The organism is Pannonibacter sp., from assembly GCF_051860505.1.
Lineage (GTDB): Bacteria > Pseudomonadota > Alphaproteobacteria > Rhizobiales > Stappiaceae > Pannonibacter.
Genome location: NZ_JBHYDX010000008.1, coordinates 61,066 through 81,928, shown reverse-complemented (window position 1 = coordinate 81,928; position 20,863 = coordinate 61,066). Strand labels below are relative to the sequence as shown.

The 20,863-nt window shown below is 63.7% G+C and carries 16 protein-coding genes; 5 read left to right on the top strand and 11 right to left on the bottom strand.

Annotated elements, in window-relative coordinates:
* Positions 1 to 35: 35 nt before the first annotated feature.
* From ACTIFE_RS07625 to ACTIFE_RS07590, 8 genes are all read right to left on the bottom strand, one after another.
* Positions 36 to 560 carry an NUDIX hydrolase gene (locus tag ACTIFE_RS07625; RefSeq protein ID WP_439528557.1) on the bottom strand — a complete coding sequence of 175 codons (525 nt, stop codon included), beginning with the start codon at positions 558 to 560 and terminating at the stop codon, positions 36 to 38.
* 237 nt (positions 561 to 797) lie between these two features.
* Positions 798 to 1,691 (bottom strand): nitrilase-related carbon-nitrogen hydrolase, encoded by an 894-nt coding sequence (locus ACTIFE_RS07620; protein WP_439528556.1) that lies wholly within the window; start codon positions 1,689 to 1,691, stop codon positions 798 to 800.
* A 102-nt stretch (positions 1,692 to 1,793) separates the two neighbouring features.
* Positions 1,794 to 2,003: a hypothetical protein gene (locus ACTIFE_RS07615; RefSeq protein ID WP_439528555.1), complete on the bottom strand. Its 210-nt coding sequence runs from the start codon at positions 2,001 to 2,003 to the stop codon at positions 1,794 to 1,796.
* A gap of 194 nt (positions 2,004 to 2,197) precedes the next feature.
* Complete coding sequence (gene recJ / locus ACTIFE_RS07610) at positions 2,198 to 4,006, bottom strand: single-stranded-DNA-specific exonuclease RecJ (protein WP_439528646.1); 1,809 nt, start codon at positions 4,004 to 4,006, stop codon at positions 2,198 to 2,200.
* A gap of 67 nt (positions 4,007 to 4,073) precedes the next feature.
* The gene (gene glpX / locus ACTIFE_RS07605) at positions 4,074 to 5,072 is read right to left on the bottom strand and encodes a class II fructose-bisphosphatase (RefSeq protein WP_439528554.1); all 999 of its coding nucleotides are present in this window, start codon (positions 5,070 to 5,072) and stop codon (positions 4,074 to 4,076) included.
* A gap of 47 nt (positions 5,073 to 5,119) precedes the next feature.
* Entirely contained in the window at positions 5,120 to 6,448 is a 1,329-nt protein-coding gene (locus ACTIFE_RS07600; RefSeq protein ID WP_439528553.1) for a homoserine dehydrogenase, read from the bottom strand.
* 122 nt (positions 6,449 to 6,570) lie between these two features.
* Entirely contained in the window at positions 6,571 to 7,788 is a 1,218-nt protein-coding gene (locus tag ACTIFE_RS07595; RefSeq protein WP_439528552.1) for an LL-diaminopimelate aminotransferase, read from the bottom strand.
* A 154-nt stretch (positions 7,789 to 7,942) separates the two neighbouring features.
* Entirely contained in the window at positions 7,943 to 8,356 is a 414-nt protein-coding gene (locus ACTIFE_RS07590; protein WP_439528551.1) for a hypothetical protein, read from the bottom strand.
* A 242-nt stretch (positions 8,357 to 8,598) separates the two neighbouring features.
* Between ACTIFE_RS07590 and ACTIFE_RS07585 the strand changes: the two genes are divergently transcribed.
* A complete protein-coding gene (locus ACTIFE_RS07585) occupies positions 8,599 to 10,404 on the top strand; it encodes a PHA/PHB synthase family protein (RefSeq protein WP_439528550.1) in 1,806 nt (601 codons plus the stop codon).
* A gap of 209 nt (positions 10,405 to 10,613) precedes the next feature.
* Positions 10,614 to 11,264 (top strand): DUF6653 family protein, encoded by a 651-nt coding sequence (locus ACTIFE_RS07580; protein ID WP_439528549.1) that lies wholly within the window; start codon positions 10,614 to 10,616, stop codon positions 11,262 to 11,264.
* Positions 11,265 to 11,376: 112 nt separating this feature from the next.
* Here ACTIFE_RS07580 and speB read toward each other — a convergent pair whose 3' ends face one another.
* The 3 genes from speB to ACTIFE_RS07565 all read right to left on the bottom strand — a co-directional run bounded on the left by speB (position 11,377) and on the right by ACTIFE_RS07565 (position 13,923).
* Positions 11,377 to 12,336 (bottom strand): agmatinase, encoded by a 960-nt coding sequence (gene speB / locus ACTIFE_RS07575; protein ID WP_439528548.1) that lies wholly within the window; start codon positions 12,334 to 12,336, stop codon positions 11,377 to 11,379.
* A 36-nt stretch (positions 12,337 to 12,372) separates the two neighbouring features.
* On the bottom strand, positions 12,373 to 13,437 hold the full coding sequence (locus ACTIFE_RS07570) for a type I restriction endonuclease (RefSeq protein WP_439528547.1): 1,065 nt from the start codon (positions 13,435 to 13,437) through the stop codon (positions 12,373 to 12,375).
* Between the two features lie 183 nt (positions 13,438 to 13,620).
* A complete protein-coding gene (locus tag ACTIFE_RS07565; protein WP_439528546.1) occupies positions 13,621 to 13,923 on the bottom strand; it encodes an addiction module antidote protein in 303 nt (100 codons plus the stop codon).
* Between the two features lie 430 nt (positions 13,924 to 14,353).
* On the opposite strand from ACTIFE_RS07565, the gene ACTIFE_RS07560 reads away from it, so the two are divergent.
* The 3 genes from ACTIFE_RS07560 (at position 14,354) to guaD (ending at position 20,728) form a co-directional block, all read left to right on the top strand.
* Entirely contained in the window at positions 14,354 to 16,102 is a 1,749-nt protein-coding gene (locus ACTIFE_RS07560) for a glucan ABC transporter ATP-binding protein/ permease (protein ID WP_439528545.1), read from the top strand.
* A 383-nt stretch (positions 16,103 to 16,485) separates the two neighbouring features.
* Positions 16,486 to 19,260 (top strand): DUF4214 domain-containing protein, encoded by a 2,775-nt coding sequence (locus ACTIFE_RS07555; RefSeq protein ID WP_439528645.1) that lies wholly within the window; start codon positions 16,486 to 16,488, stop codon positions 19,258 to 19,260.
* A gap of 145 nt (positions 19,261 to 19,405) precedes the next feature.
* Positions 19,406 to 20,728 carry a guanine deaminase gene (gene guaD, locus ACTIFE_RS07550; protein WP_439528544.1) on the top strand — a complete coding sequence of 441 codons (1,323 nt, stop codon included), beginning with the start codon at positions 19,406 to 19,408 and terminating at the stop codon, positions 20,726 to 20,728.
* Positions 20,729 to 20,863: the final 135 nt, after the last annotated feature.

Sequence of the window (20,863 nt, the reverse complement as noted above, 5' to 3'; positions counted from 1 at the left end):
TCTGAAGGGCCCTGATGCGCCGCTTCCGTTATTGATTATGTCTGCGACCAGATCGTGACGTCGCGGCACATGCGGGTCAGAAGCCTGGCCACCTCGGCCTCGTCGGCAAGGCTTGCGGCGTCCTCGACCGGAAGCCAGCGCAGTTCCCGTTCGCCCCGCTCCGGATATTCATCCGCCTGCGCTTCTGCTTTGAGAAGATAAACCAGAACATCGGTGGGAACGCGCAAGCCGCTGTCGAGCCCCTTGGTGGAGCGGATCCTGGCATAAGGGTGGCGCCGGACACGGCCAATCACGCCTGCCTCTTCGAAAGCTTCGACTTCTGCCGTGCGCTCGGAGGCACGATCCAGCAGCGGCCAGCCCTTGGGCAGGATCCAGCGGCCCGTGCCGCGCGAGGAGACCAGCAGGACTTCACGGCGGCCATCGCGCACGCGATAGCACAGGGCCGCGATCTGCAGCCGGGCCGGACGCAGGAACATCTCGCGCAAAGCCTGCCAGAGGCGATGCAGCGGTGATCGGGACGTCACAACCGGGTCCGGATATGAAAGCGGGGCGTCCGTCATGGCACACGCTTCCGATCAAAACAGAGGAAAATGCTCGCGGCACCTCGCCCGCTCATTTGAGCATCGATACACTTGAAAAACGTTCATATGAACCGTCTGTCAAGGTAGCTAGAGACAGAATACGGCTGAAATCCGGCTTTTGCGTTAAACAAGCGCCGAAACCTCAAATGAGTTGTGAATTGGCAACTGTGCGCAGCAACCGGCACACAATCTTTAGTCGGCTTATTAATATCCTGCCTATTGGCGGCAGATCTCGACGCCTTGCGCGCTCCAGGCGCCCGGCCAGACTTCGGCGGCACCGGCGCGCAGGCGCCGAACCGCGTCAATCGGCGGATGAACCACCACATAGGGCTCTTCGCCGTTCTCGCCGCCGGTGGGCGTCAGGCTCACCGCCGTGCCTGTGTAACCGAGTTCAGCCTCGCATGGGACATAAAGCGCGGCGCCGGAAACGTTGGTGTCGTTTTGTGTCGTACCCCTCGCAACCCCGGTGCAGCCACACAGGGCGACCGAGGTCAGAAGCTCAACGGCCCGCGCCTTGGCGCAATCATAGACGCGATGATAGCCGGAGAGCATGCCGGTCATGGAGGGAACAAGCAGCAGGTCGAGGTGCTCTTTCGCGAGCAGGCACGACAGGGCCGGCATTTCCACGTCGAGACAGATCAGCATGGCGATGCGCACGCCCTCGACCTCGAACACGGTCAGCTTCCGGCCCGGCGTCAGCACCCAGGGTTCCGGCGCTTTCTCGAACGGGGTCAGCGACAGCTTGTCGTGAACATGGCGGCAGCCATCGGGGGTGAAGAAGATGGCGCGGTTGGTGTGCCCTCCCCCGTCCTGCGGCCAGGGCATCGACCCGGCCAGAAGAGAGAGGCCGTGGCGCACGGCCAAGGCCGCAAGCTGCGGCTCAATGGCGACGGCGACCTCGGCCAGAAAGGCCATTTCGCCCGTGGGCGCCAACCCTTGCGGGCGGAAGGCAAGACAGGCCTCGATGCAATATTCCGGCAGCATCAGGAGACGCGCGCCATCGGCCTTTGCCCGTGCCATGCGCTGGTCGATCGCCGTGACATAGGCCTCGGGCGAAGGGGGAGCAAACCCGAGGTTCAGGGAACACAGGGCAATCGGAAACTCGGCCATGACACACCTTGCTAGATACCGGCTTCGGACACGGGTGTCCCGGTCCGTTTCAACAGGCCGGCAGTTTGGCCAAGATGGGACGAATGGGAAAGCGGGAAAGGGTCAGTTGCTGGCAGAAAGACCAAGCTGGACGAGCATGGCAACAAGCCCAAAGACAAGACCGGCTTCGGCAATGAGCGGGATCATCGGGGATGGTGTTTCGGGGCGTTCAAGCAGCGCATCGGCGCGAACCCGGTAGAGGCCGGCAAGCGCCCGGTCCGTCGACCGGTCGAGTTCCGTGAAGATTGCCTTCAACCCGTCCTGAGCAGCCATGATCTCCCCCCGCCGATTCCTTCAGCGACAAGATCAAGACTAGCGGCAGGATGTTGCGACATGGTTAACGGCGGTAAACCTTACAAGGGGCGGCCTGCTGTCCAAAGCCCGGACTGTCCGTTCTCGTTCAGAGTCACCCCGGCCAAGCGCAGCGCGAGCCGGGGTGACAACAGAGGGTTTGTCAACAGTCGGCTTTACAAGGGGTTCTTCTGCGGGTCGGCGACATCGAGGATGCGCAGTTGCACACGTTCCGCGCCCTGCCAGGTGTCGAGCGACAGGACGCCGGCGACATGCATCGGCCGGCCGCGTGAAGCGAGCAGCGCTTCGCCGAAGGGTTTCTCGGCCGCCTTGAAGGCAATGCCCTTCAGGCTTTGTCCATCGGCACCGGCGATGGTTGCCCGGACATGGCCGTTGCCGACCACATCGGCAAAGGAAATCCGGTGCGCAGGGAAGGCGAAGACCGGTTCCGGATGACCGGCACCATAGGGCCCGGCGCGCTCCAGGCCGTTGACCAGATCCAGCGTCGCCCCGCCCGCCGTCAGGGCAGCGTCGATCTTCATTTCGCGATTCGATGCAGCCACTTCCACGTCTTGCTTCAACATGTCGTTGAAGAAAGCGGACAGCTCCGCTTCGCGCTCGCGCCGCACCGTCAGGCCGGCCGCCATGGCATGGCCGCCCCCCTTTTCCAGCAGCCCCTCCTCGACCGCCTTGCGCACCGCCCGTCCGAGATCGACACCGGCGATGGAGCGCCCGGACCCGGTGCCCTTGCCCGTCTCGTCATAGGCAATCGCAAAGGCGGGGCGGCGATGGGCTTCCTTCAGCCGGGAGGCAATCAGCCCGACGATGCCAGGGTGCCAGCCATCGGAGCCGGTGAGCAGCACGGCGGGGTCGTCGTTGGCGATCTTGATCACCGCCTGCGCATCCCCCTCTTCAAGCATGATCGCTTCCATGGCCTGGCGCTCGGCATTCAGCGCATTGAGCCGCTCGGCAATGGCACGGGCTTCCGTGTCATCCCGCGTTGTCAGCAATCGCGCGCCAAGCGCTGCATCGCCGATGCGCCCGCCGGCGTTGATGCGCGGGCCAATGAGAAAGCCGAGGTGATAGGCGGCCGGCTTGCCGCCGACCCGCGCAACATCGCTGAGCGCAGCAAGACCAGGATTGCCCCGGCCATGCATGGCGATCAGTCCCTTGGTGACATAGGCGCGGTTGAGCCCCTTCAGGGGCACCACATCGCAGACGGTGCCGAGTGCGACGAGATCGAGCAGAGCCAGCAGATCGGGAGCCTGCCGGGTCAGGAACGCGCCACGGCGGCGCAGCTCGCGGTTGAGGCCGACGAGGAAGAGGAACGTCACCCCGACTGCGGCCAGATGCCCCTGCCCCGACAGGTCATCCTGACGGTTGGGATTGACGAGGGCGGCAACGGCGGGAAGTTCGACACCGCACTGGTGGTGGTCGATAACCACCACATCAAGGCCGAGCCGCTGTGCAGTCTCGAAGGCCTCGAAGGACGTGCTGCCGCAGTCGACGGTCACGAGCAGCCTGGCGCCGCCCTGGTACAGCGCCTCGATGGCCGGGCCGTTCGGACCGTAGCCTTCGATGATGCGGTCGGGGATATGGATGGCCGGAGTGAGGCCGAGGGCCTGCAGATACCGCGCGAGCAGAGCCGACGAGGTGGCCCCGTCCACGTCATAGTCGCCAAAGATGGCAATGGAGACGCCAGCCTCGACCGCGTCGGCGATGCGGGCCACGGCGCGGTCCATGTCAACGAGCCCGGACGGATCCGGCATCAGCGCCTTGAGGGTCGGATCAAGAAAGCCTTCTGCGTCCTCAAGTCCGACGTCGCGCCCGGCCATGACACGGGCCAGCACGTCCGGCAGCCCGAGCCGCTGGGCCATTGCCATGGAAATCAGGCCCTGTGCCCGGGTCTGGCGCTCGCGCCAGACCTGTCCGTTGGCAGAGCGGGTGACGCCAAGCACGAGCCGCCCGCTGTCTTCGACCGACATGGCCGTGCTCACTCTCTTCTCTCCTCATGACGGGCGCCCATGTGGCCGCCCGTCATCCGGGACCTGCTCAGTCGAGGTGAAACTTCTCGATCTGGGTATGCTGGGCCTTGATGTAGCGCACCGTCCCGGTCGAGGAGCGCATCACCACGGTATGGGTGGTGATGTGATGACGGCCGAAGCGGACACCCTGCAGGAAGTTGCCATCGGTGACGCCGGTGGCGGCAAACAGCACGTCGCCGCAGGCCATTTCTTCCAGCTGATACTTGCGCTTGATGTCCGAGATGCCCATGCGGTGGGCTCGCTCGACCTGCTCGTCGCGGGTGATGACCAGACGGCCCTGCATCTGGCCGCCGATGCAGCGCAGGGCAGCGGCTGCCAGCACGCCTTCCGGCGCACCGCCGATGCCGGCATAAATGTCGATGCCGGTTTCATCCGGGTCCGTCACGTGAATGATGCCGGCGACATCACCATCGCCGATGAGACGGATCGCGGCGCCAGTGGCACGGATTTCCTCGATCAGGCGGGCATGGCGCGGACGGTCAAGCACGCAGGCGGTCACCTCATGCACCTTGACGCCCTTGGCCTTGGCCACGGCCGCAAGATTTTCCGCAATCGGCAGGTCCAGATCAATCGTGCCAGCCGGATAGCCCGGTCCGATGGCGATCTTTTCCATGTAACTGTCCGGCGCGTTCAGGAGGCCACCTTCCGGCGCCATGGCAATGACCGCCAGCGAATTTGGCAGGTTCTTGGCGCAGATCGTCGTGCCTTCGAGCGGATCAAGGGCAATGTCGACGCGCGGGCCCTGCTTGGTGCCGACGTTTTCACCGATGTAGAGCATCGGGGCTTCATCGCGCTCGCCTTCGCCGATCACCACCGTGCCATCGATCGGCAGGTTGTTCAGTTCGCGGCGCATGGCATCCACGGCAGCCTGGTCGGCAGCCATTTCATCGCCGTGGCCCCGCAGGCGCGCAGCCGAAACAGCTGCGCGTTCGGTGACACGGGCAAGTTCCAGCGTCAGGATACGATCCAGAGCGCTGTGGGCCGGTGCGGCTTCCTTTTTCGACATCGATGTCCCCCAAATCCTCAAGCAGGGTGATCCCGTCAGGGATACGTTCAGGCCAGTTTCTCAATCCGGATCATCTGCGGCGCATCCGCCACAACGCCCTTGGCAACAATTGCTTCCAGCGCTTGCTTGACTGCCGTCTCGGTCGTCTCATAGGTGATGAGAATGACAGGTTGCGGTTCGCTGCCCTCGCCCGGGGCCCGGTCGGCAAGGCCCGGGGCGTCTGCCCGGCGCTGCACGATGGACTCCAGCGAGATATTGGCGTCCGCCATCGCCTTGGCGATGGTGGCAAAGGCACCCGGACGATCAAAGACCGACAGGCGGATGTAGTAGCCGCCTTCATGACGGCGCATGCCGGCGCGGGTGTAGTCGGTGAGTTCGCCGCTTGGCGCTCCCAGCATCGGTGCAATGTCGCCGCGGGCAATGTCGGCAATGTCCGAGGCCACCGACGAGGCCGTCGCGTCGCCGCCGGCACCGGGGCCGACGAGCACGATTTCCCCGACAAAGTCGCCGTCGACGGCAACGGCATTGAGCACGCCATCAATGCGGGCAATGGCAGAAGTTTTCGGCACCATGGTCGGATGCACACGTTGCTCGATGCCGCTGTCGGTCTTCTGGGCAACGCCCAGGAGCTTGATGCGATAGCCGAGTTCATCGGCCGCGCGGATATCGGCGGTGGTGATCGAGGTGATGCCCTCGAGATAGATATCGTCGGCAGCAATCTTGCAGCCGAAGGCGAGGCTCGTCAGCAGCGCCAGCTTGTGCGCCGTGTCGTTGCCCTCGATGTCGAAGGTCGGATCGGCCTCGGCGTAGCCCAGGCGCTGTGCATCGGCAAGGCACTCGGCGAAGGACAGGCCCTCGCGCTCCATCCGGGTCAGGATGTAGTTGCAGGTGCCGTTGAGGATGCCATAGACGCGGGCGACCGAGTTGCCGGCCATCGCCTCGCGCAAGGTCTTGACGATCGGAATGCCGCCGGCGACCGCCGCCTCGTAGTTGAGGCTGACACCGGATGCTTCAGCCAGTGCGGCAAGTTCCACACCATGCTTGGCGAGCAGCGCCTTGTTGGCGGTGACCACATGCTTGCCGGCTGCGATGGCGGCGCGCACCGAGGCTTCAGCAGAGCCGGAGGCTCCGCCAATCAGTTCCACGAAAACGTCGATCTCGGATGAGCCGGCGAGATCCACCGGATCATCAAACCAGGTGTAACTGGACAAATCGACGCCGCGGTCACGAGTTCGGTCACGGGCACTGACTGCGGTGAGCACGACCGGCCGGCCGCACTTGCGGGCAAGTGCCGCGCCGTTTTTCGACAGAAGGCGGACAAGTGAAGCGCCGACCGTACCCAGTCCCGCAACACCAAGTCTCAATGCAGAAGCCATGCGATCCGAGTTCCCGTTGTCAATTGTCCTTTCCGGACGAATTCCGGAGGGACGTTCAGGTGCCGCGCGGGCCTGAGCGTTTGGCAGAAGAGGCTGGCTCTTTTGCCAAACAGTCTCAATCGTCAGCGCGAGACGCTGATCGGGACGACGTTGTGCAACGTTTCGTCTGCCGTTTCAAGGAAGCGGCGAAGATTGCGCGCGGCCTGACGCAGGCGCTTCTCGTTCTCCACCAGGCCGATGCGGACATATTCATCGCCGTACTCGCCAAAACCAATGCCCGGAGACACGGCAATGTCGGCCTTCTCCAGCAGCAGCTTGGAGAATTCGAGGCTGCCCAGCGCCTTGAACTTCTCCGGGATCGGCACCCAGGCGAACATGCTGGCTTCCGGGGCCGGGATCTCCCAGCCGGCGCGGCCGAAGCTCTCGACCAGCACATCCCGGCGGCGCTTGTAGGTGGCGCGCATTTCGGCGATGCAGTCCTCCGGGCCGTTGAGGGCAGCGGTGGCGGCCACCTGGATCGGCGTGAAAGCGCCGTAGTCCAGGTAGGACTTGACGCGGGCAAGCGCGGCGATCAGGCGCTCGTTGCCGACGGCGAAGCCCACGCGCCAGCCCGGCATCGAGAAGGTCTTGGACAGGGAGGTGAACTCCGCCGTCACCTCGATGGCGCCGGGAACCTGCAGCATGGACGGCGGCGGGGTGTCGCCGAAATAGATTTCGGAATAGGCCAGATCCGACAGGATGAAGATGTCATGCTTGCGGGCGAAGGCAACCACATCCTTGTAGAAGTCGAGGTCGGCGACATAGGCTGTCGGGTTGGCCGGGTAGCACATGATCACGGCGATCGGCTTGGGCACCGAATGGATCACGGCGCGCTCCAGCGCATGGAACACTTCCGGACCCGGCTTGGCCGGGATCGAGCGGATCGCGGCGCCCGCCATCAGGAAGCCGAAGGTGTGGATCGGATAGCTCGGGTTCGGGCTCAGCACCACGTCGCCCGGGGCGGTGATCGCCTGGGCCATGTTGGCAAAGCCTTCCTTGGACCCGAGGGTCGCGATGACCTGGGTGTTCGGATTCAGCTTCACGCCGAACCGGCGCTCGTAGTAGGCAGCCTGGGCCTTGCGCAGGCCGGTGATGCCCTTGGAGGCGGAATAACGGTGCGTGCGCGGGTCGGTCACGACTTCCGTCAGCTTCTCAACGATATGCGGCGGCGTCGGCAGATCCGGGTTGCCCATGCCGAGGTCGATGATATCCGCGCCCTGCGCCCGCGCCGCTGCCTTCAGCTTGTTCACCTGTTCGAACACGTAAGGGGGCAGTCTGCGGGTCTTGTGAAACTCTTCCATGGCGCGGGCCTCGTGATCCTCTGCGGCGTTGTGCGGCTTTGCTGACGTCTTTCAGCCCCGGTCAGCGCACAGGGCCGGGACTGGCGCCCTTGTAGCAGCAAGCCCTTCTTTCCGCACGCGCCTTTGCAAGGGCCGCGCGGGTATTTTTACCCGACTAACGGCCCTCGATATCGGCCAGCGCTGCCGCGCCGTGCCCATTCTGGAGACGTCGCAGTTCACCGGGGGAACTGAGTGGCCTGCGCACCTGGCCACGACCGGCCATGGCGCTCATTTCTGCAATCGTGCGCTCGCGCTCCGCCTCATCCAGAACGGCAGAGACCGCCGGCTGGGCCGGGTCGCCGGGCATGGCGGTGTTCACGTCCGCTGCTGACGGGTGCGCAACAGCCACGGGATAGGCTGGCAGGCTCGGCGCCGCGGGTGCCCGCCGCGGATTGGAAACGGCCTCGATCAGCGATGTGTCCGGCTCCATGGCACAGCCGGCTGCAAGCATGGCCAGCCCCAGAACCCGGGCCCCCACAGATAGCCGCCTGGCGACCGCAGGCCGGACCGGAGCAGAAATGTGTCTCACCACCATATCTCCAAAGCCAAACGCCCCCGCCGGTTCTGCCTATCTTAGCTGCATGACAGCCCGAACTCAAAGCAGGCAGGCTGGGTGACACGGACGGGGGAGATTCGCAAGCTCAACCCTTTGCAGGGCTGGTACCTGAGAATTGGGCATTCGACGCGGCGGAAACCTGTGTCATAAATTTGATGAGCAGCCGGGTCACAACGGTGCCAGAAGCAAAAAACGTGCGGGAGGGAACACCGAAGATGGCCGATGATCGCCAGAGTCCTTTGGTCCAGTACATCGTCAACAATCCGGAAGCCTTTGCGCAGAACCTTGCCAAGGTGCTCGAACAAGGCGGCAAGGCACTGGCCGCCTATCTCGAACCGCGCGAAAAGGGCGAGGTGAAAGCCGACGGCGCCGAGGAACTGACCTCGATCATCAAGACGCTGGCGCAGGTGGGTGAGTACTGGACGTCCGATCCGAGCCGAGCGGTCGAAGCGCAGGGCCGCCTGTGGTCCGGCTATATCAATCTCTGGAACTCGTCCCTCAAGCGAATGATGGGCGAACCGGCCGAACCGGCCATTGCCGCCCCGCCGCGCGACAAGCGCTTCGAGGATCCGGACTGGCAGGAAAACCAGTTCTTCGACTTCCTGAAGCAGTTCTACCTGATCACCTCGAACTGGGCCAATGACATGGTCGCCGAGGCCAACGGGCTGGACGAGCACACACGGCATAAGGCCGATTTCTACGTCAAGCAGATCGCCAATGCCCTGTCGCCGTCGAACTTTGTCCTGACCAACCCGGCCCTCTTGCGCGAGACGCTGGAGAACAACGGCGAGAACCTCGTTCGCGGCATGCAGTTTCTGGTCGAGGACATCAAGGCCGGCCACGGCGAGATCAAGATCCGCCAGACCGACGCCAGCAAGTTCGAAGTTGGCAAGAACCTCGCCCTGACCCCGGGCAAGGTGATCGCCGAGAACGACGTCTGCCAGTTGATCCAGTATACGCCGACCACCGAAAAGGTGCTGAAGCGGCCGCTGCTGATCGTGCCGCCCTGGATCAACAAGTTCTACATCCTCGACCTGACGCCGGAGAAGTCCTACATCAAATGGGCTGTCGACCAGGGGCACACTGTCTTCGTGATTTCCTGGGTCAACCCGGATGAACGCCAGGCGCAGAAGAACTTCGAGCACTACATGCGCGAAGGCATTCTCCATTCGCTGGATGTGATCAAGCGCGCCACCAAGGAAGACAAGGTCAATGCCATCGGCTACTGCGTCGGCGGAACCCTGCTGGCCGTGACGCTTGCCTATATGGCGGCGACCGGCGACGAGCGCATCGGCTCTGCCACCTTCTTCACCACCCAGGTGGATTTCACCCATGCCGGCGATCTCAAGGTGTTCGTCGACGAGGAGCAGATCTCGCTGATCGAGCGCAAGATGGCCGAACGCGGCTATCTCGACGGCTCGAAAATGGCGTCGGCCTTCAACATGCTGCGCTCGAACGACCTGATCTGGCCCTATGTCGTCAACAACTACATTCGCGGCAAGGAACCTTTCCCGTTCGACCTTCTCTACTGGAACTCCGATTCCACCCGCATGCCGGCGGCCAATCACTCGTTCTACCTGCGCAACTGCTATCTGGAGAACCGGCTTGCCAAGGGCGAGATGGTGGTCGCCGGCGAAAAGCTGGACCTGAAGAAGGTTACGATCCCGATCTACAACCTGTCGGCCCGCGAGGACCACATCGCCCCGCCCCGGTCTGTGTTCCTCGGGTCCTCGGCCTTTGGCGGACCGGTCGACTTCATCCTGTCCGGCTCCGGCCACATCGCCGGCGTGGTCAATCCGCCGTCGCGCGGCAAGTACCAGTACTGGACCGGCGGCAAGCCGGAGGGCAATCTGGAGGACTGGATCGCCGGGGCGAGCGAACATCCCGGCTCCTGGTGGCCGCATTGGGATGCCTGGATCCGCGACAAGGACGGGGCCGAGGTGAAAGCGCGCAAGCCGGGGGCCAACCGGGTAAAGATTCTTGGCGACGCGCCGGGTTCTTACGTTAAGATGCGGGTATAGCAAGATCCATGCATCGGCTTGTCTCCCAGTCCACTTGGCCGTTTTGGCCAGGTCCCGGGGGACAGGCCAGTGGAGCCCTCGGACCGGCATCGCGCACGGTCTGCCACCGGCCTGGTCCTTGCCGAGATATCTTACAGCGTATCCGGTCCCGGGCGGCTCCTGTGCCGCTCCGACCCCAGGAGAGACCGCCGCAAGGCGTGCCGTGACCCATGGCAAGCACCGCAAACACCCATCCGGCAAAGACCCAGCCGAGCCCCCCGCGCCCGGCCGTGATGCCGGCCCGGCAGATCCGCTGGTACGCGATGGCGGCGCGCATGTGGCGGCGGCCACCCGGACGCCTGACGCTGGCCATTCGCCTTGCCCTCTTGCCCCTGATCCCGGTGGCGTTGTGGCTGCATGGCCTTTATGGCTGGCCGGCGGCCCTGGCGGCCACGGCGGCACTCGGATTTGCCGCCACGCGCTTGCCGCGCCTGTCGCCCTTGCGTCCCGCTGCCGTGGTGGCAACGGGCCATACGCAGAACAGTCGGCTCCCCTGGCATGTGCGGGCGTTGCTGGGCGAGAGGATGTTCCTCAACCGCATGATCGTGCCCGTGCCGGGCAGCACAACGCGCCGCGCCGCCTTGCTGCTGATGGCAACCTTCGCCGGCGCCGCGCTTGCATTGATCGCGGCCGTGTCCGGCAGCCTGGACATGATGATCGCGGGCCTTTGCACGGCGCTGATCGCCCAGGTCGCTTATCTGGTGCTGGCGAGCCGGCTCTATGACCGGATGCAGGATGCCGACGCGCTCTATCGCGCCTGGCGCCGCCCGGCTTTCAACGACAACATCGAAGGCACCCGCAAGCCGGGCCAGGCCGCCTGAGCGCGGGCCAGGCCTTTTGGCCGAAGTGGCGTCCATGCCCTTGCGTCAGAGCAGGACGTCCGAACGGCGCGTCACATCCTGCCGCCCCGTCCGGCTTTGTTCGGTCATTCCATCACGCTTGCGTCCGCCTTTCAGCAAGCAGACCAAGATAATGCTGCGCCACGGTTGCCCCCGCGATGGAGGTGATGTCGGCGTGGTCATAGGCCGGAGCCACTTCCACCACATCTCCGCCGACGAAATTGAGATCGCCGAGGCGGCGCAGGATCATCAGCGCCTCGCGCGACGTGAGCCCGCCGGCGACCGGCGTGCCCGTGCCCGGCGCGAAGGCCGGGTCGAGGCAGTCGATGTCGAAGGTCATATAGGCCTTGGCATCGCCCACCCGTTCCTTGATCAGGTCAACCACCGCGTTGACGCCGAGCAGTTCCACGTCCTCGCCGTAAAGGATTTCAAGGCCGCAGGTCTCCGGCGCGTGGGTGCGGATGCCGATCTGGATTGAGCGTTCCGGATCGATCAGCCCCTCGCGCACCGCGCGGCCCGTGATCGTGCCATGGTCGATACGCCCGCCGTCATCTGGCCAGGTGTCCTGATGCGCGTCGAACTGCACCAGCGCCAGGGGCCCGTGCTGGGCGACATGGGCGCGCAGGAGCGGCAAGGTGACGAAATGGTCGCCGCCGATGGAGAAGAGATGCACGCCCTGCTCCAGGATCTCGCGCGCCTGCGCCTCGATGCAGGCCGGGATCTCGCCGTTGCGGCCGTAGTCGAAGGAACAGTCGCCATAGTCGACCACCGCCAGCGTCTCGAACGGGTCGGCGTGGAACGGATATTGCGGATCGCCGTCGAAGATCGCCGATGCCCGGCGCACGCCCTGCGGGCCGAAGCGCGCACCCGGGCGATTGGACACCGAGGCATCAAAGGGCACGCCCAGGATCGCCACATCGACGCCAGCCAGATCCCGGCTGTAGCGCCGGCGCATGAAGGACAACACGCCGCCATAGGTCGGCTCATGCGCACCGCCAGTCAGGTGCTTGCCGAACACGGCGTTGTCGGTCGGACGGGGACGGATCGTGGACATGGGGGCTCCGGAAGTTTCGAGAGGCAATGCTTGCTTCTACAAATAGGCCGAGACAGTTTTCCGAATGTGTGTAGCAAATTTATAAATCTGCGACACGCTCGCTATCTCATGCTTGGTCTCCTGCCTTTCCTCGTCAAACAGGCCAATGTACTTGACACTTTTGGCGTTGAACCAGAATCGACATACTGGCTTTCGATTGTTGTCGTCAAAGTTCACACCACAATAACTTTTTGTATCTCTAATGAAAATTCTATCCACATCTGCGATTTCGGCGCATATTGCACGAACGATCAAGAACGCTTGTGCTTCCTCGTCAGTCGTTACAACCTCTAGAGCAACGGACAAAACGTCCGCGTTATCTTGATTTACTTGCACCTCCGGCCGAACAGCCGGCTGAAACGCGACACCGAGTTTTTCAGATATTTCGCTCCGAACAATGCTTTCGAGCGCGGCTCGGATAGAAGGCTTGAGCTGCTCAACCACTCCTTTGGTAAGGCTTCCGTCGTATATTTCCTTGCCAACGAATCTTACGAAGTTTTCGTCTGGATCATGCAGCTGCCGCTTTAGATAGCCTGACGCCAAGTCGGAGTATCGAAGAACCGACGCCGTTGACAATACCGCGTCCAAATCAAACGAGTCGCGGTGGAATTTCTGAAGGCTTTCCAACTGAAATTTGTCATAGTTCTCAAAGTTGAACTTAAAAAAAGGACTTTTGTCCATCTTGTTCTTCTCTTCGATATCGGAGAAAAACCACACTTCGCGCCCATTCGAAAGAATGGCCAGTCGTGCGTCGGTCACAGTAAAATACCTAAACAACTGGCTATACTGAACACTTCCAAGATTTGTCGAAAATGGCTTCGCCTCAACAAGGACAGCAACTTTGCCGTCAATTTTGAGGGCGTAGTCGACCTTTTCCCCCTTTTTTATTCCGACATCAGCGCAAAACTCGGGCACGACATGCGAAAGATCAAAAACATCATATCCAAGAGCGCGAATGAAGGGCACGATTACTGCCATCTTCGTCGCCTCTTCTGTCTCCGCAATTTCAGCGTTGTGTCTTGACCTGCGGGCAACGTCCTTGATTGCTTCTTCGAAATTCATTCCAGCCCCCATTTAAATCACAGCGCGCACCCCCTTAGTTCAATTCGCATAGATTGCATTGTCAATCACTTCCTTATCTGAGGCGCTGTTTCTGCTCCCGCTCGAACATCAACAAGTGAAGTGCTTTTGCGTAAGCCAAGGCCACGGTCTGTCCTAAAACGTAAACAGTTGTGACCGTGCCCGTCATCTGACCCGCTCGGTCTCCTTTGGCCTTGCAACGAGTTCGATGTCGAGGGCCTTCAGGACCGCGAGTGTTGTCTTCAAGGTCGGATTGCCCTCGCGGCTGAAGGAGCGGTAGAGCTGTTCGCGCGACAGTCCTGCATCTTCTGCGATCTGGCTCATGCCTTTCGCGCGCGCGACGACGCCGACGGCATGGGCGATGTACCCGGCATCACCCGACGCCAACGCATCGGACATGAAAGCCGCAACGGCCTCTCGGGACGTCAGCAGTTCGGCAGGATCAAACAAGCTGATCGTTTCAGGCATTGTCCTCTTTCCAGTCTGCCAGCAGTCGCTTTGCCAGCGTGGCGCGGCATAAGCATGATGCACTGCTGTCTGAAAGCGACCGTCGCACGATGGCCAACCGTGACCTCACCGGAGTCATCCCGGCCAAGCGTAGCGCCGAGCCGGGACCGGAGAGTCGAGGCCTCCATTTTTTGTTGATGCAACCCTGAAGAGACCTCGGCTCTCCGGTCCCGGATCTCCGCTTCGCTTTCGTCCGGGATGACAGCATTGAGACGGAACGCGATCAAACTGTAGTTTAAAAACGACACTCCTGCAATCATGCCGCACCCATTGCCGATCGGAGACCTCGCATCGGACCCTCCGGATGCCTCTTGATCTCCCTGCGTGAATTTGCAGAGGTGATCTCGCATTGACGCCAATTGCCCCCGATCACACGCCGAGACCTCTTCCCATGTCCTTTCTCCGCATCTACTGGCGCGCGCTCGGTCTGCTCTGGCCGGAGGTCTGGCTGGCGGGGCTGATTGCGGTGGCGGGGACTGCGCTGGCGCTGGTGCAGTTTGCCGAGCCGCTGCTGTTCGGTGCGGTCATCGATGCGCTGACGACAGGCGAACCGGCAGCAAGTCTTGTCGGGCTATGGGCGCTGTTCGGATTTCTCTCGGTCGCCGCCGGGGTTTTCGTGGCGCTGCAGGCGGACCGGCTGGCGCATCGCCGGCGGCTTGCCGTCATGCGGCGCTATTTCGAGCATGTCATCGGTCTGCCCAGCACCTTTCACAGCGGAGCGCAGTCCGGCCGGCTGATCGGCGTCATGCTGAAGGGATCGGACACTCTGTTCGGGCTCTGGCTGTCGGCCTTCCGCGAGCAGGTGACGGCACTGGTGTCGCTGGTCGTGCTGCTTCCCGTCGCCTTTTCCATGAATGCCGCGATGGCGGCGCTGCTACTGGCGCTGATGGCCGTCTATGTGCTTCTCAATGGCCTCGTCATGCGCAAGACCCAGGCCGGACAGGCGGATGCGGCGGCCTATCACGCTGCCCTCTCGGGCCGGGTCGGCGATGTCATGGCCAATGTGACGCTGGTGCAGAGCTTCACCCGGCTGCAGGAGGAAACCCAGGCCCTGCGCGAGCTGATGGGACGGCTGCTCTCGGTGCAGAATCCGGTGCTGACCTGGTGGGCGATGACCTCGATCCTGACCCGGGCCGCCTCGACGCTGACCATCGTTGCCATGTTCGCACTCGGCACCGTGCTGCATGCACGCGGCGACGTCAGCGTTGGCGAGATCGTCTCCTTCGTCGGCTTTGCGACGCTGCTGATCGGGCGGCTCGACAACATCACCGCCTTCGTCACCCGCCTGTTCCTGGATGCGCCGGCGATGCAGCAGTTCTTCGAGGTGCTGGATGCGGCCAGCGACCTGCCGGAAAAGCCCGGCGCGCGGCCGCTTGCCGTGCCGAAGGGCCATGTGGTGTTCGAGGGCGTCTCCTTCCGCTATGCCGATGGCACGGCGGGGCTCAGCGAACTCGGCTTCGAGGCCCGCCCCGGCGAGACGGTGGCGCTGGTCGGCCCCACGGGTTCGGGCAAGAGCACGACGCTCGCCCTGTTGCAGCGGCTGCGCGATCCGGCGACGGGCCGGGTGCTGATCGACAGCACCGATATCCGCGATGTCACCCTCGACAGCCTGCGCCGCCAGATCGCCGTGGTGGCGCAGAACGCCGGCCTCTTCGACCGCTCCATCGCCGAGAACATACGCATCGGCCGGCCGGAAGCCAGCGATGCCGACATTCGCGCGGCTGCCGACATGGCCGAGGCGACCGGCTTCATCCTGTCCCGGCCGGAGGGATTTGACGCCCGCTGCGGCGAACAGGGCAAGGCCCTGTCGGGCGGCGAGCGCCAGCGCCTGGCCATCGCCCGGGCCATCCTGAAGGACGCGCCGATCCTGATCCTCGACGAGGCCACCTCCGCGCTCGATACGGAGACGGAAGCAAAGGTGAAGCGGGCGCTGGATCACCTGCGCGCCGGGCGCACCACCTTCATCATCGCCCACCGCCTGTCGACGATCCGCGATGCCGACCAGATCCTGTTCCTCGAACAGGGCCGCATCGTCGAGCGCGGACGCTTTGCCGAGCTGGTGGCACGCGGCCGCCGCTTTGCCGACCTGGTGCGCGCGGGCGCGTTTGAGGATCCCGATGACTGCACGGACGCCCCCTGACCGGGCCGAGGCAATGTCCGTTGATTTTTGCAAGTGCCGGACGTCACACTTCCCACGAGGGAGAGGGGGCGGAGAGGCCTCGAAAACCGTCTTGCGACGAGCCCTGGCCGGAACAGCGATCCTCCTTCCCTGCCCTGTCGACTGCCTGGCTCAGTTCAATGCAACGACAGCGCAGGCCCAGGGCGTAACCCGGGTTCGCCCATAGTCCGCTCGCGTCTGGCAAAAATCGCGAATTATGACAATCCCCGGCCTTCACAACCCAAACCCGTCATTGTATCGCTGCACAATTCCTGAGCCGTGCGGCGCGAGGGTTTGAGTCTGCTCCAGTCGAACGCTCCCGGTCTGCACGCCATTGATACAACATAAGGAAGCGTGCCTTGGCGATGACGACTGCAGACCGGATTGTCCAGCTGTTCCAGAACGTTCTGCAGCGCACGCCGGAAGTTTACTACTCAACCACCTACGCGCATCTCGTCGACAAAGGTGTGCGGAGTTTCGACAGTTTCCGGGATGAACTGGCCGGCAGCGCTGAAGCCGTCACCTATGTCGATCAGGTGATCCGCATCTATCAGGCGGCTTTCGGACGCGTGCCGGACACAACCGGCATCAGCGGCTGGGTGAAGGACCTGCGCGCGGATGCCACTGCCCTCTCGAAGGTGGCGGCCGGCTTTGTCAATTCGCAGGAGTGGAAGAACCGCTACGGCGACAACAGCGTCAGCGATGTCTCGCTCGGCGCGCTGTACCAGAACGTGCTGGGCCGTGCAGGCTCTGCGGCCGAGATCGCCGCCTGGAAGGCCACGGGCCAGCCGATGACCCAGATCCTGATCGGCTTTTCCAATTCGGCCGAGTTTCAGGCCAAGTCCGCCGCTGCCGTTCTGGCGCTCAAGACGGCAGCCGGGACTGTCGCGGCCGCCGATCTTGCCAAGGTCTACAACGGCAAGAGCCCGCTCGACATGTCAAACCGCGACGGCGCGCTGATCCTCACCGCCGGGGACGACGTGATCAAGGCCCTGGATGCAAACAGCACGATCATCGGCACGGTCTCGACCGGCGCGGGTGGCACATTCCAGAGCGGCGACCAGATCGATGGCGGGGCAGGATACGACACCCTGCGCCTGATCAATGACATGCGGTTCGGCGAGACGGTCCTGCCGGTTGCCAGCGTCCGCAATGTCGAGGCGCTGCATCTGGACTATCTGGACTATGGCCTTACCAACAACCAAAGGATCGATCTGCGGTCGTGGACCGGGCTGGAGAGCGTGAGCGCCGAGACTTCCGGCTCCTGGACGATGCTGACCCATGGCAACGTGCGGGAGGTGACCTCCTCTGGCTGGAGCGCCGCGATCATCGAGGACACAGCGGGTGCCGGCGGCGACAGGCTCGCCTCGGTGACGCTCTTTTCCTCCCGCCAGGCGACGATCCGCTCGGACGCCCTGACGGACCTGAAGCTCATCAGTTCCCGCAACAACGACCACACCAGACCGGAGGTCTTTAAGGTCGAGGCCGCGGCGCGGCCGCTGAACCTGGACCTCGTTTCCACGACCCGGGCGATCCACGTCATTGACGAGACCGCCACATCGCTGCAGATCCGCGTCTTTGGCGGCCTGTCGAGCATTTCCAGCTTCTCGCCTCGGGCGACCAGCGTGTCCGTGGACGCGGACGAGATCATCACCTTCGAGACCGTCGACTGGGCGGCCGCGCGGAGCCTCACCATCACCGGCGACAGCATGGTGCTGTTCCTCGACGGGCCGACGGCCCTCACCACGCTGGATGCCACCGGCAGCAGCGGCGATATCACGGTGACACGGGAGATGCTGAACACCTCGATTGCCAGCGGCGCAGGCAGCGACCGCTACACCTCGGCCTCGACCAGTTCCAGCACGCGGATCGATCTGGGGGCGGGCGACGACTGGCTGGCGATCCGCGGGACAGACTACGGCAGCGTGAACGGCGGGGCTGGCATCGACAGGCTGGTCACCCAGGTCGCGAGCATCACCAACGGCGCACTGCCCGCGGCAGCCTCGCGCTTCAGCGGCTTCGAGGTGCTGGAAGTGGAATCGAGTGGTCTCACCGCGCCCCAGACGATCGATGTCACCGCCTTCAATGCCACCGGGCAGAATGCGATCACCACGGTTGCCTTGACCGGACGCATCGTCGGTGAGCCAGTGACGGTGAAGGGCCTGGCCTCCGGCGGCACGCTGCAGCTGTCGGGCTATTTCGTGAACGGGGTCACTGTCGTCGTGGATGGGGCTGCGACGCGGGAAAATGACAGTTTTACCATCGCATTCAAGGGCTCAGACGCCACGGTGGGCGGTTACGGGATCCAGCTTGCCGACGTCGAGACGGTGAATTTCCGCGCCGACACCACGCCACCACGGGGCGGCAGCGGCAATTTTACCGGCAACGCTGTCCAGACCATCACGGTGACGGGCGACGGCCCCTCGCTCTGGCTGGGCGATTTTTCGGGGACTGCGCTCAGGTTCCTTGACGCCGCCAGCTTTGCCGGGGGTGTCGGCCTCACGGCAAAGGACGTGCTGACCGGGCCTGTGACCGTCCTCGGCGGCAAGGGCAAGGACACCATCTCCGCCGCGACGGCCGCCGCCAACGTGACCATGGACGGCGGGGCCGGCGACGATGTCCTCACCGGCTCCGCCACCTGGGCCAACGCGCTGACCGGGGGCGATGGCAATGACACGCTGACCGGCGGAGCGGCGACCGACACCCTGTCGGGCGGGGCGGGCAATGACGTGATCATCACCGGCACCGGCGCGGACATGGTCGATGTCGGCAGCGGGCTGGACACGGTGGTCCTGTCGATGAACAGCGGCCGGGTCACGACCTTCGTCACGATTGCCGGGATGGGTAAGGGCGACCGGATTGACCTTCCCGACGACGAAAGGGTCGCCAACTTCGTCTCCGCAAAGGTGACGGCTCCGGCCGGGGCGACGTTCCAGAAGCTCCTGGACACCGCCGCGGCTGGCGACTTCGGCCGCGTGACCTGGTTCCAGTTCGAGGGCAACACCTACATCGTGCAGGACCTCAGCCGGCACACGATCGGCTTCAACCCGGAAGCCGACCAGCTGGTCAAGCTGATCGGTCTTGTCGACCTCAGCACGGCAACGCTCAGCGGCGGCAGCGCCCATCTCCTGACGATCTGAGCCACCTCACAGGGATTGCCGCGCGGCGCCCTTGTGCCGCCCGGCCCTGCCGACTAGAACTTCAAGGTTTGCCTCAGCCGCTGGCCGCCGCCTCACTCGCGGCGCCCACGGCTGAGGTGTGAGGACAACCATGAGGGTTCCGGTCTTGGCTACTTCCCCTGCCCGGCTGCTACGCGGCCGCATCGTCTCGTTTCTCCGCCGCCCGCACGGGGCGGAGGACGACGGCGCGCTGGTGCATCACGAAGATGGCGGCCTCCTGATCGAGAACGGCCTCATCACCGCCATGGGGCCCTTTGCACAGGTTCAGGCGCAAGCCCCCGAGGCGACGCCGGTGACCGACCACCGGCCGCATCTCCTGATGGCCGGCTTCATTGATCCGCATATCCATTTCCCGCAGGCGCAGGTGATTGCCTCCTGGGCCGACCAGCTCCTGGACTGGCTCAACGACCACACCTTCCCGGCCGAGCAGAAATTCGCCGATCTCGCCCATGGACAGCGCATTGCCACCGCCTTCTATGACTCGCTGATCGCCCATGGCACGACGACGGCGGTGGCCTATTGCTCCAGCCACCCCAATTCCGTGCGCGCCTATTTCGCCGAAGCCGAAGCGCGCGGCATGCGCATGCTGGGCGGCAAGACGATGATGGACCGCAACGCGCCCCCTGCCCTCTGCGACACGGCGCAATCGGCCTATGACGACAGCAAGGCGCTTCTGGCCGAATGGCATGGCCGGGGCCGCGCGCTCTATGTGATCACGCCGCGCTTTGCCATCACCTCGACGCCGGCGCAGCTGGAGGTGGCCGGCGCGCTGCTTGTCGAGCACCCCGACTGCCACCTGCAGACCCACATCAACGAGAACCACAACGAGATCACCTACACGCTGGATCTCTATCCCGGCCATGCCGACTATCTCGCCGTCTACGAGCACTACGGCCTCCTTGGCCGCAAGACCCTGCTCGGCCACTGCATCCACATGAATGACCGCGAGCTCGGCGTGATGCGCGAGACCGGCTCCGTCGCCGTGTTCTGCCCGACGTCCAACCTCTTCCTCGGCAGCGGGCTGTTCGACAAGGCCCGGCTGGAGGACCAGGGCGTGCGCACCGCCATTGCCACCGACATCGGCGGTGGCACGTCCTATTCGCTGCTGCGCACCCTGGACGAGGGCTACAAGGTGTTGCAGTTGCAGCGCCAGCGCCTGCACCCCTTCGAGACCTTCTACTGGGCCACACGCGGCAACGCCGAGAGCCTGTCGCTGGAAGACAAGATCGGCACCCTGGACGCGGGCACCGAGGCCGACATCATCGTCCTCAACCCCGCCTCCACCCCGGAAATGGCCCTGCGCGTAGAGACCGCCCGCTCATTGGCCGACGAACTCTTCATCCTGCAGACGCTGGGCGATGACCGGGCGGTGGTGGAGACCTATGTGGCGGGTGTGGGGATGAAGGGGGGGAACGCTCAAAAGGATTGACCTCTCTGCATTGTCAGGTGATTTAGGCTCCAAATGCCGCAAACAATCTAACAGCGGCGTTTCAAATGATTCTTTGGAATTTGAGGAGACAAATCGATGCAAAAATTCTTCTCTGAGGCGCATTGATGGGATTGA

What these genes read in the sequence shown, in the direction of transcription:
- speB (WP_439528548.1), bottom strand. Translation starts at nt 12,336, where the DNA reads ATGTCCACGATCCGTCCCCGTCCGACCGACAACGCCGTGTTCGGCAAG.
- ACTIFE_RS07560 (WP_439528545.1), top strand. Translation starts at nt 14,354, where the DNA reads ATGTCCTTTCTCCGCATCTACTGGCGCGCGCTCGGTCTGCTCTGGCCG.
- ACTIFE_RS07595 (WP_439528552.1), bottom strand. Translation starts at nt 7,788, where the DNA reads ATGGAAGAGTTTCACAAGACCCGCAGACTGCCCCCTTACGTGTTCGAA.
- ACTIFE_RS07625 (WP_439528557.1), bottom strand. Translation starts at nt 560, where the DNA reads ATGACGGACGCCCCGCTTTCATATCCGGACCCGGTTGTGACGTCCCGA.
- ACTIFE_RS07580 (WP_439528549.1), top strand. Translation starts at nt 10,614, where the DNA reads ATGGCAAGCACCGCAAACACCCATCCGGCAAAGACCCAGCCGAGCCCC.
- recJ (WP_439528646.1), bottom strand. Translation starts at nt 4,006, where the DNA reads ATGTCGGTCGAAGACAGCGGGCGGCTCGTGCTTGGCGTCACCCGCTCT.
- ACTIFE_RS07615 (WP_439528555.1), bottom strand. Translation starts at nt 2,003, where the DNA reads ATGGCTGCTCAGGACGGGTTGAAGGCAATCTTCACGGAACTCGACCGG.
- ACTIFE_RS07565 (WP_439528546.1), bottom strand. Translation starts at nt 13,923, where the DNA reads ATGCCTGAAACGATCAGCTTGTTTGATCCTGCCGAACTGCTGACGTCC.
- ACTIFE_RS07600 (WP_439528553.1), bottom strand. Translation starts at nt 6,448, where the DNA reads ATGGCTTCTGCATTGAGACTTGGTGTTGCGGGACTGGGTACGGTCGGC.
- ACTIFE_RS07570 (WP_439528547.1), bottom strand. Translation starts at nt 13,437, where the DNA reads ATGAATTTCGAAGAAGCAATCAAGGACGTTGCCCGCAGGTCAAGACAC.
- ACTIFE_RS07620 (WP_439528556.1), bottom strand. Translation starts at nt 1,691, where the DNA reads ATGGCCGAGTTTCCGATTGCCCTGTGTTCCCTGAACCTCGGGTTTGCT.
- ACTIFE_RS07585 (WP_439528550.1), top strand. Translation starts at nt 8,599, where the DNA reads ATGGCCGATGATCGCCAGAGTCCTTTGGTCCAGTACATCGTCAACAAT.
- ACTIFE_RS07555 (WP_439528645.1), top strand. Translation starts at nt 16,486, where the DNA reads ATGACGACTGCAGACCGGATTGTCCAGCTGTTCCAGAACGTTCTGCAG.
- glpX (WP_439528554.1), bottom strand. Translation starts at nt 5,072, where the DNA reads ATGTCGAAAAAGGAAGCCGCACCGGCCCACAGCGCTCTGGATCGTATC.